A 13,235-nucleotide genomic window follows, 5' to 3' on the forward strand; every position below is an offset into this window, starting at 1 on the left:
GTATATTTTTAAGATGATATTTATAGGTGAGTTCTTTAAATTTCTTTTTGCACAATTTTGCAAACAAAAGTGTTATTAACTTGTTGATAACGTACCAACTTTCTTATTTTTGGGCTTATGAAGCTTCCAAAAAAACATCTTTATATAGCGTTAACACTCCCTATTCAAATTCTTTTAGTACAATTTTTAAGTCAAAAATCGCTGTGGATTGAGCAATATTATAGTAATGGTGTTTACCCATACCTTTCTGTTTTTTTTCGTTTTATTTTGGGATGGATTCCTTTTTCTTTTGGTGATGCATTAGGTTTATTTTTAATTGTTATTTTCAGTAAGTCTTTATACGGTTTGATAAAAAACCGATTTAAAAATTCGCTTTCTAAATTACTAAATTTTATCATTACTTTATCTATAATTTATTTTTGTTTTTATGCTTTTTGGGGTTTGAATTATTTTAGAGAGCCTTTAGCTAAGAACTTAGGCTTACAACAATCTAACTATACTACTGAAGAATTAGTTTCTACAACAAAACATATTATCAAAGAATTAAACGCTGTTCACCTAAAAATTACTTCTAATGATTCTTTAATAGTGGTAATTCCTTATTCTCAAAAAGAAATATATAAGTTGGCTCCTAATGGTTTTAAATCCTTATCTACCATTTATCCACAGTTGAACTATCAAACTTCATCAATAAAAAGTTCTTTGGTAAGTTTATTTCAATCGTACAATGGGACTTCAGGATATATTAACCCCATAACTGGAGAGGCTCAAGTAAATGATATGATTCCTAAAACAGGTTATCCAGCTACCACCTGTCATGAAATAGCACACCAAATTGGTTGGGCTGCAGAAAATGATGCTAACTTTGTAGGTTTTTTAGCTTCTGTAGCAAATGATGACCTCTACTTTAAATACTCTGGTTATCGTATGGCATACAACTATTGTATAGGTCAAGTATATAAAAGAGATAAAGAGTTAGGAAAAAAACTAGCTAAAACGGTAAATAAAGGTGTTTATAAAGATTATAAAGCTAGTTACGTATATTGGCAGCAATTTAAAAACCCGATTGAACCTTACTTAAAAAAAGGATACAATTCATATTTAAAAGCCAACAACCAATCAAAAGGAATACAATCGTATAGCTATGTTGTCGACTTATTGATCGCTTATTTTAAAAAATGAATATTAACATAAATTCATCTTATTTCACTTCTCTAAATACATTTGAAATAGCTATTTTTGAAGCTTTAAAAATACTACGATGAACAAACAACATATAATCGACCGATTTATTAAGTATGTAACTATTGATACTGAAAGTGATCCTAACAATCCTGCTTTTCCTAGTACTGAAAAACAATGGGACTTAGCCAAAGTTCTTGAAAAAGAACTAAAGGAAATAGGAATGGAAGATGTTGAATTAGATGAAAATTGTTATTTAATGGCAACGTTACCTAGTAATTTAGATTACGAAGTGCCAACTATTGGTTTTGTTGCTCATATTGATACAAGTCCAGATTTTACAGGAGCTAATGTTAAGCCTCAAATTCATGAGAATTACGATGGTAAAGATATCTTATTAAACAAGGAAGAGAACATCGTTTTATCTCCTGATTATTTCGAGGATTTATTACAATACAAAGGTCAAACAATCATTACTACTGACGGTACTACTTTGTTAGGTGCTGATGATAAAGCTGGGGTTACTGAAATCGTTTCAGCTATGGAATACTTAATCCAACACCCAGAAATTAAGCACGGTAAAATCCGTATTTGCTTTACTCCTGATGAAGAAGTTGGTAAAGGAGCTCATATGTTTGATGTTGAAAAATTTGGAGCAGAATGGGCTTACACAATGGACGGAAGTCAGATTGGAGAATTAGAGTACGAAAACTTTAATGCTGCTGGAGCAACAGTTACTATTAATGGTAAAATTGTACATCCAGGATACGCGAAAGGAAAAATGATCAATTCTATGTTAATTGCAAGTGAGTTCATTAATGCTTTACCTGAAGATGAAGTACCAGAAAAAACTACGGGTTACGAAGGTTTCTTCCATTTACACCACATGCAAGGTGAAGTTGAAAAAACAACTTTACACTATATTATTAGAGATCACGACATGGATCAATTCAATAACCGTAAACAAGCTATGTTAGATTTAGCTGAAGTGTTGAATGCCAAACGTGGACAAAAGCTAATTTCAGTTGAAATTAAAGATCAATATTTCAATATGAAAGAAAAAGTAACTCCTGTAATGCATATTGTTGATATTGCTGAAGAGGTAATGAAAGACATGGGAATCACTCCGTTAATCAAACCTATTCGTGGTGGTACTGATGGTTCTCAACTATCATACAAAGGATTGCCTTGTCCGAACATTTTTGCTGGTGGTCATAATTTCCACGGACGTTATGAATATGTTCCTGTAGAAAGTATTGTAAAAGCTAGTGAGGTTATTGTTGGTATTGCTCAAAAAGTAGCAGTAAAATTCCAATAATCTATTACTACGTTATAAAATTAAAAACTCTAGCTGCAGCTAGAGTTTTTTTAATGATATCATCTACCCCTTAAAGAAAATATCATAGTTTTTGAAATAAATCCCCTTAACTTTATTTCACCACAAATATGAATCTTTTTAAAAAGCTTAGAAACAGGAAAATTCCCTTTTACCTAACTTAAAAACCCCTTATTTCACAAAAAAACACAAATTTGTATATTTCTTTTATTTAATTTTTTGCCTAGTACCTCCTATCTATTTTTGCGGCAAATAATTATCAAATGAATAGACGAGACCTTTTAAAGTTGACAGATAAGTATCAGTCTCCTTTGTATGTATACGACACTGAAAAAATCATTTCTCAATACAAGAAGATTACCTCTGCATTTTCAAAAGTGAAAAATGTAAAAATTAATTATGCAGTAAAAGCGTTATCTAACATTAATATATTAAAGGTGTTTAATAAACTTAATAGCGGATTAGATACAGTTTCTATTCAAGAAGTTAAATTAGGTTTATTAGCTGGGTTTGAACCTCATGAAATTATCTACACTCCTAACGGTGTTTCTCTTCAAGAAATAGAAGATGTTGCTAAATTAGGCGTGCAAATTAATATTGATAACTTATCTATTTTAGAGTTATTCGGACAAAAACACCCAAAAATTCCTGTTTGTATTCGTATTAATCCGCATGTTATGGCAGGTGGAAATAGTAAAATATCAGTAGGTCATATCGATTCTAAATTTGGAATTTCAATTCACCAAGTACCTCATATAAAAAGAGTAGTTGAAAATACAGGAATGCATATTAATGGAATACATATGCATACGGGTTCTGATATTTTAGATATTGATACTTTTTTACGTGCTTCTGAAATTTTATTTAATGTGGCTAAACAATTCGAAAACATTGACTTTGTAGATTTTGGTAGTGGATTTAAAGTTCCTTATAAAAAAGATGATATCTCTACTAATATAGAAGAGTTAGGAGAAAAACTATCGACTAGATTTAATCAATTTTGTAAAGATTATGGTAAAGATATTACCCTAATGTTTGAACCTGGGAAGTTTTTAGTTAGTGAAGCTGGTTATTTCTTAGCAAAAGTAAATGTGATTAAACAGACAACTTCTACTGTATTTGCTGGTATCGATAGTGGTTTAAATCATTTAATTCGACCAATGTTTTATAATTCATACCATCAAATAGAAAACATTTCTAACCCAAAAGGAAGAGAGCGTTTTTATAGTGTAGTAGGTTATATTTGTGAAACAGATACTTTTGGCTCTAACCGAAGAATTAATGAAATTTCTGAAGGAGATATATTGTGTTTCCATAATGCAGGAGCTTATTGTTTTACTATGGCATCTAACTATAACTCTAGATACAGACCCGCTGAAGTAATGGTTTATAAAGGAAAAGATTACTTAATTAGAAAAAGGGAAACTATAGAAGATATTCTTAGAAACCAAGAAAACATTACATTATAAGAAAAGTTAAAAGCTCTGACTTTTTTGAGTCAGAGCTTTTTTAAAATATAATCAACCCCTCAAAGACTATATTTTAAAACTTTGTAATTAAAGTCCCCTATCTTTATTTACATTACAAATATCATTTAAATATTTTATAATTTTCATAGGAAAATCCCCTTTTTTATAAAGATAACCCCCTAAAATAACAAAACAGCCTTTAATTTTAAAAGCTGTTTCATGGTTAATTTAAAATATTTAAAAAGTTTGTGTTTAGAAAATATATCGTAAACCTAACTGCATTTGCCAACGAGAAAGTAAGCTAGAATCAAAACCAAACGTTTTGTTTGAGTTAGGTGTAAATAAATATATTGAAGCTTGTTAATAATCAGGCATATAACTAGTAGGGGCAACATCTGGAAATCTAATATCTCTAATTTAAGAAATAAAAAAATCCACTCGACTGAGCGGATTTATACTTTATTAATAGGTATTTAACAATTTAGTTACTATTCAGCAACTACTTCAAATACGATGTCAGCTACAACAGTTCTGTGTAAACGTACAGCAGCGTTGTATTTTCCTAATCTTTTTACGTTACCTCCAGTAACTTTGATAAATTTCTTATCTACTTCAGTACCAGCCTTAGCTAAAGCTGCAGCAACATCAATGTTGTTTACTGAACCAAATAATTTATCTCCTGAACCTACTTTAGAAGCTATTTTGATTTCATAACCTTTAATAGTTTCTGCTACTTTGTTAGCATCTTCTATTAATTTAGCTTCTTTAAAAGCACGTTGCTTTAAGTTTTCTGCTAATACTTTTTTAGCTGAAGAAGTAGCTAAAATTGCATATCCTTGAGGTATTAGGTAGTTACGTCCGTAACCATTCTTAACGGTTACAACATCGTCTTTAAAACCTAAGTTTTCTACGTCTTGTTTTAATATCAATTCCATGTTTCTACTTCTTTATTATTTTAACATATCTCCAACGTAAGGCATTAAAGCTAAGTGACGAGCTCTTTTAATAGCTTGTGCCACTTTACGTTGATATTTTAATGATGTTCCTGTTAAACGTCTTGGTAAAATTTTACCCTGTTCGTTTACTAAATACATTAAGAAGTCTGCATCTTTGTAATCGATGTACTTAATACCGTTTTTCTTGAAACGACAGTATTTAGCTTCTTTTTTAGTTTCGATATCAAGCGGAGTTAAGTAACGTACTTCTCCTTGCTTATTTCCTTTTGCTTGTTGTTCTATAGATGCCATTTCTTACTTTTTTGCAGATTTAACACGGTTTCTTCTCTTTTCGGCCCAAGCTGCAGCATGCTTATCTAACTTTACAGTTAAATAACGCATAACGCTATCGTCACGTCTAAACTCTAATTCAAACGGAGCAATTGCATCACCTGCTACTTTGTACTCAAATAAGTGGTAAAATCCACTTTTTTTCTTTTCGATTGGATAAGCTAATTTTTTTAAGCCCCAATCTTCTTTAGAAATCATTTCTGCACCTTTAGAAAGTAAATAGTCCTCAAACTTCTTTACTGCTTCCTTTATCTGAGTTTCAGATAAAACGGGATTCAAAATGAAAACAGTTTCGTAATGATTCATAATTAAATTATTTAAAATTTATTTTTAAGCCTGCAAATATACTGCTTTTTAATCCATAAACAAACTCTACGACTTAAATAATTTAATGATTTTGTGTAAGTTTGTAACTAAACACTCTTTTTTATGCAAATCCCTGAAATTCCTAATTTAGTTCATTATGCTATTCCTTTTTTTATTTTAACTATTATTATTGAAGTAATATTAACCGTTAAAGTAAAATTAGAAGATTATGAGTTTAGAGATGCTGCTACATCCATAACTATGGGGTTAGGGAATGTTTTCATAGGGTTATTTACCAAAGGATTAATATTCGGAGTATTTTTATTTCTATATCAATATCACCTGTTTACCATTCCGTTTACTTGGTGGGCTTGGTTGATTTTGTTATTTGCTGAAGATTTTGCCTATTACTGGAATCATAGGATTGCACATGAAAGCAGATTGTTTTGGGCTAGCCATGTGGTGCATCATTCTTCTACAAAATACAATTTAAGTACTGCTTTACGTCAAACTTGGTCAGGAAGCTTTTATACATTTATATTTTGGGCACCGTTAGCAATTATAGGTTTTCATCCACTAATGATCGTGACCCAAATGAGTATTAGTTTGTTGTATCAATACTGGATTCATACCGAACTTATTGACAAAATGCCTAAGTGGTTTGAGACAGTTTTTAATACACCTAGCCATCATAGAGTTCATCATGCAACCAATCCTCAATATCTAGATAGAAACCATGCTGGTATTTTCATTATTTGGGATAAGCTTTTTGGTACTTTTGAACCTGAAGTTGAGAAACCAGTATATGGTTTGGTTACCAATATAAACACTTATAATCCTATTAAAGTAGCTTTTATTGAATGGTATAATATGTTTACCGATGTTTTTACCAGTAAAACTACGCTAGGTAAAAGGCTTTTATATTTTATAAAACCTCCTGGATGGAAACATGACGGAACAGGAAAACTTTCTACAGATTTACGCAGGGAAAGGGAAAACAAACAAGAAAATAAAACTTAAAAAGAAAAAAACCTCCAGCTTTTTTTAAATGCTGGAGGTTCGAATATCATCTTTAAATGATATTTCAGGGGGACTTATACTGTAAAGTCAGCTCCTCCGAATTATATCGCAAATTTATACCTTATCTATAAATATTCTTACAGGAAAAAACCTAGATGTTACTAATTTTAAGATTATTTTAATATATTGTTAAGTGTTTTAACAGCTTACATCTACTTCAACAACTACTGAATTAGAAAAACCTCTTATTAAATTGTATCCGTTGAAAAATCAATAATTTTAAAAAACAAACAATAACAACACCTAGTTTAGTACATTATTTTTAGTTCTTTCTCTATAATTATTTTCTGCTTCTAGTAGTTATTATCGTTTATAAAAGCAAAAAACTAACTGTAAACATTTACTCTTAAAACTTGCTCAATATAATTCTTTGTACTACTTTTATTTTAGATCATAATAAAACAAACAAGAGCTTTTAGTGTATGAGTTATAATGTAACGATAGAAGAAGAGAACAAAGAGATAGCTAGCAGGTATAAAAAATTATTAAAAGGTACGTATCAAACTTTATCTGAAGATGATAAAAAACTGATTCGTAAAGCTTTTGACATTGCTGTAGAAGCACATTCTAAACAGCGAAGAAAAACAGGAGAGCCCTATATTTATCATCCTATTGCCGTTGCTAAGATTGTTGCTGACGAAATAGGCTTGGGAGCTACTTCTATTGCTGCAGCTTTACTTCACGATGTTGTTGAAGATACACCTTACACTATTGATGATATGGAGCGTTTGTTTGGAGAAAACATTGCCCGCATTGTTAGTGGTTTAACTAAAATATCTAACTTAAAACAAGAACAAGACTACTCTATACAAGCAGAGAATTTTAGAAAAATGTTACTCACATTACATGATGATGTTCGAGTAATACTTATCAAAATAGCTGATAGGTTGCACAATATGCAAACTATGGATTCGATGCCTCCTCACAAACAGGTAAAAATAGCATCTGAAACCTTGTACATTTATGCTCCTCTTGCACATCGTTTAGGTTTATACAACATTAAAACCGAGTTAGAAGATTTAGGACTAAAATATACTGAACCAGATGTGTATCAAGATATTTTAACTAAAATTAAAGAAAGTAAAGAGGATCAACAAAAATATATCGACAGCTTTACGGGGATTTTAAAAGAGGCCTTAGATAATGAAGAGTTTAATTATGATATAAAAGGACGTTTTAAATCTATTTTTTCTATCCGAAGAAAAATGCGAAAACAAAATGTAACTTTTGATGAAGTATATGACAAGTTTGCTATTCGAATTGTTTATGAGCCTTCTTCGGGCGATGAAAAGTTTGATGCTTGGAAAATATACTCAATCGTTACAGACTTTTTTAAACCTAACCCTGCCCGTTTACGCGATTGGATTTCTCAACCAAAATCTACAGGGTATGAAGCACTACATATTACGGTCATTGGTCCTCAAGCAAAATGGGTAGAAGTACAAATTCGCTCAGACAGAATGGATGAAATAGCCGAAAAAGGTTATGCTGCTCATTTTAAATACAAACAAGGGTCTGTTAAAGAAAATGGCCTAGAAGAATGGTTAAATCGTTTAAAAGAAAGTTTAGAAAACCAGAGTTTAGACGCTGTAGATTTTGTTGAAGATTTTAAACTAAACCTTTATGCCAAAGAAATTTATGTCTTTACTCCTAAAGGAGATTTAAAATCACTTCCTAAAGGTGCATCTGCATTAGATTTTGCCTTTTCTGTACATACCGATGTTGGATTAAAATGTCGTGGGGCAAAAGTAAACGGAAAGCTAGTGCCGTTAAGTCACGAATTAAAAAGTGGAGATCAAGTTGAAGTTCTTACTGCGGCTAACAATAAACCTAATGTACGTTGGCTAGATTTTGTACTAACCGCAAGAGCTAGAGCTAAAATTAAATCGGCTTTAAAGGCTGAGGAAAAGAAAATAGCAGAAGAAGGAAAAGCTATTTTACAACGAAAGCTGCGTCATTTAAAAATCAATTCTAGTGAAAAGGTTATTCATGAATTAGCAAGTTATTTTGGACTAAAAACTAGCTTCGACTTATTTTATCGAGTTGGTAATGGTGCTATAGACAACACACAGCTTAAAGAGTTTGTTGCTCAAAGAAGTAATCGTCTTATGGGATTTATCAAAAATACCTTTAGACGTTCTCCATCAAAAGAAATATCAGAAAAAGAAGAAGTTACAAACAAATATGATGCTTTAGTTTTTGGTAAAGAAGAGCAAACGTTAGATTATACTTTAGCTAAATGTTGTTCTCCTATTCCAGGTGATAAAGTTTTCGGGTTTGTTACTATTAATGAGGGAATAAAGGTACATAAAAATGATTGCCCTAATGCTATTTCGTTACAATCAAACTACGCTTATAGAATTATGCCTGCTAAATGGATTGATTCTACCAAGCAAGAGTTTACAGCTATTTTGCACCTTTCTGGTATGGATAATAAAGGAATCGTAAATAACATTACTAGAATAATTTCAAATAGTATGGATGTATTTATTCATAGCATTAATATTTCTGGAGACAATGGTGTGTTTGATGGAAAACTATCGTTAAGTGTAAAAAACAAGACTCAACTAGATAAATTAATTAATAACATGAAACAAGTGGAAGGCGTTCAAAAAGTTGAGCGTGTTAATACTTTGTAAATTTCATTTTTAACATCCTTGTATTTTATCAAGAAATAAACGTAAATTTGTCCTTTCGTAAAATTTAAAAATAAATGAGTAATTCAGCCGAAAATCAAGAAATTGTAAAAAAAGTATTCACTTCTTTTTTAGAAGAGAATAAGCACCGTAAAACACCAGAACGTTACGCTATTTTACAAGAGATTTACGATGCTGATGAGCATTTTGATATCGAATCTTTATACATTAAGATGAAAAACAAAAACTATCGTGTAAGTAGAGCTACGCTTTATAATACGATGGATTTATTGTTAGACTGTGGTTTGGTTCGTAAACATCAGTTTGAAGGTCAATCAATGGCGCGTTACGAAAAAAGTTACTTCGACAAAAATCACGACCATGTAATACTTACTGATAGTGGTGAAGTAAAAGAGTTTTGCGACCCAAGAATTCAGATTATCAAAAAAACAATTGAGGATGTTTTTGATATAGACATTCACAACCATTCACTTTATTTCTACGGAACAAAAAGAAACAACAAATAAAAACACACTTAACAACACACTAAATGGCAGTAGATTTATTACTCGGACTACAATGGGGAGACGAGGGAAAAGGTAAGATTGTAGACGTTTTAACAAAAAACTACGATATAATCGCGCGTTTTCAAGGAGGTCCAAATGCTGGTCACACACTAATTTTTGATGGAAACAAACATGTATTACATACCATTCCTTCAGGTATTTTTCATAAAACAGCTTTAAACGTAGTAGGTAACGGAGTGGTTATTGACCCTGTTATCTTTCAAAAAGAATTAGAAAACTTAGATAAGCATAATATTGATTATACTTCTAAATTATTAATTTCTCGTAAAGCACACTTAATTTTACCAACGCACCGATTATTAGACGCAGCTTCTGAAACTTCAAAAGGAAAAGCAAAAATCGGTTCTACTTTAAAAGGAATTGGACCTACTTATATGGACAAAACTGGTAGAAACGGAATGCGTGTTGGTGATTTAGAGTTAGACAACTGGAAAGAAAAATATAGAGCTTTAACTGAAAAGCATTTAAGTATGTTAGCATACTTTGATGTTCAAATCGATTACGATTTAGACGAGTTAGAAGCTGAGTTTTCTAGAGGAATTGAAAAATTAAAAACATTACAGTTTATTGATTCTGAAGAGTTTTTAAACAACGCTATTAAAGAAGGTAAAACTATTTTAGCTGAAGGAGCTCAAGGATCGTTATTAGACATCGATTTTGGAACGTATCCGTTTGTAACTTCATCTAACACTACTGCAGCTGGTGCTTGTACTGGTTTAGGAGTTGCTCCTAACAGAATTGGTGAAGTTTTCGGTATTTTTAAAGCATACACTACTCGTGTAGGTTCTGGACCTTTCCCTACTGAATTATTTGACGAAGACGGAGCTACTATGGCGAAAGTTGGTCATGAATTTGGAGCTACAACTGGACGTGCTCGTCGTTGTGGATGGTTAGATTTAGTTGCTTTAAAGTATGCTGTTGATGTAAACGGTGTTACGCAATTAATGATGATGAAAGGTGATGTCTTATCTGGTTTTGACACTTTAAAAGTTTGTACTTCTTACAACTATAAAGGAGAAGAAATTTCTCACTTACCTTATAATATTGAGCCAGAAAATGTAAGTGTAAACTATACAGAATTCAAAGGTTGGGAAGATGATTTAACAAAAATGACTTCTGCTGATGATTTGCCTCAAAACTTATTAGACTACATCGCGTTTATTGAAAAAGAAACGGGTGTACCTGTAAAAATAGTTTCAGTAGGACCTGATAGAAAACAAACAATTAATAGATAAAAATTTAAGGAGCTCAATTGAGCTCCTTTTTTATGATAGTAAAAGAATATTTAGAGAACATTAGTACACAGTTTAAATCGTATAAAGAAGTAGCTGATAAAACGATTGCTCAATTAGAAGAAAAAGACTTACACTGGAAATACAATGAAGAAAGTAACAGTATAGCTGCTATTATTGTTCATATATCAGAAAATATGCTGTCACGTTGGACGGACTTTTTTACTTCTGACGGAGAAAAAGAATGGAGAAATAGAGATGCTGAGTTTGAAACTCATGATTTATCAAAAAAAGAATTGATTGCTCAATGGGAAAAGGGTTGGAACTGTCTTTTTACTGCTTTAGACTCTTTAAACGAAGAAAACTTCAATCAACCTATTCTTATCAGAAATAAACAAGTTAAGTTAATTGAAAGTATTACTAGGCAAATAGTTCATTTTCCTTATCATATTGGTCAAATAGCTTATGTAGATAAGATGATTTTAAACGATAAATGGCAAACAGCTTCTATTGCCAAAGGAAAATCTAAAGAGTTTACACAGGCTCAGTTTGAAAAAAACTCAAAATAAAAAAAGGGAAGTTAATTAACTTCCCTTTTTTATTTCTAGCTATTTAAAATTTTCTCTCCAAATTGATGACACAACTCTAAGGTTTCTTTAACATCTTCCATTGTAGTTTTCGGATTAATTAAACACATTCTCAATACTACTTGTTTATTAAGTATTGTAGTAACTAATAGTGCCTCCCTAGAATCCATTACCCTCTGAGATATCTGCTGATTTAATTTATCTAGCTCTTTTTCTGATAAGTCTAACCCGATAGGGTTATATCTGAAGTTGATAACTGCCAACGTAGCTGGAGAAATAATTTCCCAGTTTCTACTTTTACGTAGCATCTTTTCTACATCGTCCGCTAACTGAATGTTATAACTTACTGCCTGTTTAAAAGTATCTAACCCATAAGTTTTAATAGACATATAAAACTTTAATGCTCTTAAACGTCTTGTTAACTGAATTCCGTAGTCATAAAAATTAATTTCAGATTCATTTCCTTCAATATCACGTAAATACTCAGGTTTTTCACTAAATGTATTACTTAACCAAGAAGAGTCTTTTACTAATAAACATCCTATTTCATAAGGTTGATAAAACCATTTATGCGGATCTACCGTTAACGAATCTGCTCGTTCTATACCTCGTAAAGCTTTAGCTCCTTTTTCAGATAAGATTGCTGCTCCACCATAAGCTCCATCAATATGAAACCAAAGATTTTCTTCTTCACAGATATCTGCAATATCATTTAATGGATCTACAGTACCTGTATTCGTTGTTCCTGCTGAAGCTATATAACAAAACGGTTGTAAGCCCTCTAATCTGTCTTTTGCTATCGCATTCTTTAACTTGTTGATACTAATTCTGAATTCGATATCTGTAGGTAAAATTCGAATTTGTTCTTTCTTAAACCCTAAAACGCGAATCGCTTTAATGTTTGAAGAGTGTGCTTGATCTGACAAATAAATAACTGCCTTAGAAAAATCATCTCCACACTTTAAACGTCTTGCTGTAGCCAAAGCGGTTAAGTTTGCCATAGAACCACCACTAGTAAAAATCCCCCCTCCTTTTTCAACAGGAAAATTGTACATTTTTAGTAACCAGTTCATTGTTACAATTTCTAACTCAGCTGCTGCTGGAGAAACCATCCATCCACCAGAAAAAATATTGAATCCAGTGGCTAAACTATCAGCCATCGTACTAATAAAATTACTAGGTCCTGGCACAAATGAAAAAGCTTTAGGATGTGAAACAACGGTACTATTAGGCATTACGTTATCCATCACAAAGTCTAACACTTTTTCAGCAGGCATACCTTCTGCAGGTGCTTCTTGTAAGAAAATGCTATCCATTTCTTTTCTGGTAGCACTTGCAACAGGTTTTTTCTTGTCTAAAGTATCCCAGTGTTCAGCAATTATATCAACTATTTTATATCCGTAAGATTTCATCTCTTCTTTTGATAAATCAAAATGAGCGCTCATATCTTCATATTTTTTAATTTGCTACAAAATTAACCATTTACTAAAAGACAACCTTTTATTTATCTTGATAATTTTATTTCTTTATTAAG

12 protein-coding genes are annotated in these 13,235 nt (G+C 31.5%); 8 read left to right on the forward strand and 4 right to left on the reverse strand.

The features are described 5' to 3' along the window. Positions 1 to 117 precede the first annotated feature (117 nt). From Q0663_RS10215 to lysA, 3 genes are all read left to right on the forward strand, one after another. On the forward strand, positions 118 to 1,182 hold the full coding sequence (locus Q0663_RS10215; protein ID WP_299010455.1) for a DUF3810 domain-containing protein: 1,065 nt from the start codon (positions 118 to 120) through the stop codon (positions 1,180 to 1,182). Between the two features lie 79 nt (positions 1,183 to 1,261). Further along, positions 1,262 to 2,500: a peptidase T gene (pepT, locus tag Q0663_RS10220; RefSeq protein WP_299010458.1), complete on the forward strand. Its 1,239-nt coding sequence runs from the start codon at positions 1,262 to 1,264 to the stop codon at positions 2,498 to 2,500. A 281-nt stretch (positions 2,501 to 2,781) separates the two neighbouring features. Further along, the gene (gene lysA / locus Q0663_RS10225) at positions 2,782 to 3,987 is read left to right on the forward strand and encodes a diaminopimelate decarboxylase (protein WP_299010462.1); all 1,206 of its coding nucleotides are present in this window, start codon (positions 2,782 to 2,784) and stop codon (positions 3,985 to 3,987) included. Positions 3,988 to 4,475: 488 nt separating this feature from the next. On the opposite strand, the gene rplI is transcribed toward lysA, so the two are convergent. Genes rplI through rpsF form a run of 3 tightly spaced genes read right to left on the reverse strand, consistent with a single transcriptional unit; the run spans position 4,476 to position 5,579 of the window. Next, the gene (gene rplI / locus Q0663_RS10230; RefSeq protein WP_047788887.1) at positions 4,476 to 4,922 is read right to left on the reverse strand and encodes a 50S ribosomal protein L9; all 447 of its coding nucleotides are present in this window, start codon (positions 4,920 to 4,922) and stop codon (positions 4,476 to 4,478) included. A 15-nt stretch (positions 4,923 to 4,937) separates the two neighbouring features. After that, positions 4,938 to 5,234, reverse strand: a complete 297-nt coding sequence (rpsR, locus tag Q0663_RS10235; protein ID WP_028892048.1) for a 30S ribosomal protein S18 — start codon at positions 5,232 to 5,234, stop codon at positions 4,938 to 4,940. 3 nt (positions 5,235 to 5,237) lie between these two features. After that, positions 5,238 to 5,579: a 30S ribosomal protein S6 gene (rpsF, locus tag Q0663_RS10240; protein WP_099214475.1), complete on the reverse strand. Its 342-nt coding sequence runs from the start codon at positions 5,577 to 5,579 to the stop codon at positions 5,238 to 5,240. A gap of 123 nt (positions 5,580 to 5,702) precedes the next feature. Here rpsF and Q0663_RS10245 point away from each other — a divergent pair, with 123 nt between their 5' ends. From Q0663_RS10245 to Q0663_RS10265, 5 genes are all read left to right on the forward strand, one after another. Next, positions 5,703 to 6,599, forward strand: a complete 897-nt coding sequence (locus Q0663_RS10245; RefSeq protein ID WP_299010471.1) for a sterol desaturase family protein — start codon at positions 5,703 to 5,705, stop codon at positions 6,597 to 6,599. Positions 6,600 to 7,081: 482 nt separating this feature from the next. Continuing rightward, positions 7,082 to 9,298 carry a bifunctional (p)ppGpp synthetase/guanosine-3',5'-bis(diphosphate) 3'-pyrophosphohydrolase gene (locus tag Q0663_RS10250; RefSeq protein WP_299010474.1) on the forward strand — a complete coding sequence of 739 codons (2,217 nt, stop codon included), beginning with the start codon at positions 7,082 to 7,084 and terminating at the stop codon, positions 9,296 to 9,298. A 74-nt stretch (positions 9,299 to 9,372) separates the two neighbouring features. Continuing rightward, entirely contained in the window at positions 9,373 to 9,822 is a 450-nt protein-coding gene (locus tag Q0663_RS10255) for a Fur family transcriptional regulator (RefSeq protein ID WP_125067666.1), read from the forward strand. Between the two features lie 23 nt (positions 9,823 to 9,845). Beyond that, the gene (locus tag Q0663_RS10260; protein ID WP_299010486.1) at positions 9,846 to 11,117 is read left to right on the forward strand and encodes an adenylosuccinate synthase; all 1,272 of its coding nucleotides are present in this window, start codon (positions 9,846 to 9,848) and stop codon (positions 11,115 to 11,117) included. 32 nt (positions 11,118 to 11,149) lie between these two features. Then, positions 11,150 to 11,683, forward strand: coding sequence for a DUF1572 family protein (locus Q0663_RS10265; protein WP_299010489.1), 534 nt, complete (start codon positions 11,150 to 11,152; stop codon positions 11,681 to 11,683). 35 nt (positions 11,684 to 11,718) lie between these two features. Here Q0663_RS10265 and Q0663_RS10270 read toward each other — a convergent pair whose 3' ends face one another. Continuing rightward, entirely contained in the window at positions 11,719 to 13,146 is a 1,428-nt protein-coding gene (locus Q0663_RS10270) for an aspartate aminotransferase family protein (protein ID WP_299010491.1), read from the reverse strand. Positions 13,147 to 13,235 lie beyond the last annotated feature (89 nt).

Origin of the sequence: uncultured Tenacibaculum sp. (assembly GCF_947504135.1) — a bacterium.
Lineage (GTDB): Bacteria > Bacteroidota > Bacteroidia > Flavobacteriales > Flavobacteriaceae > Polaribacter.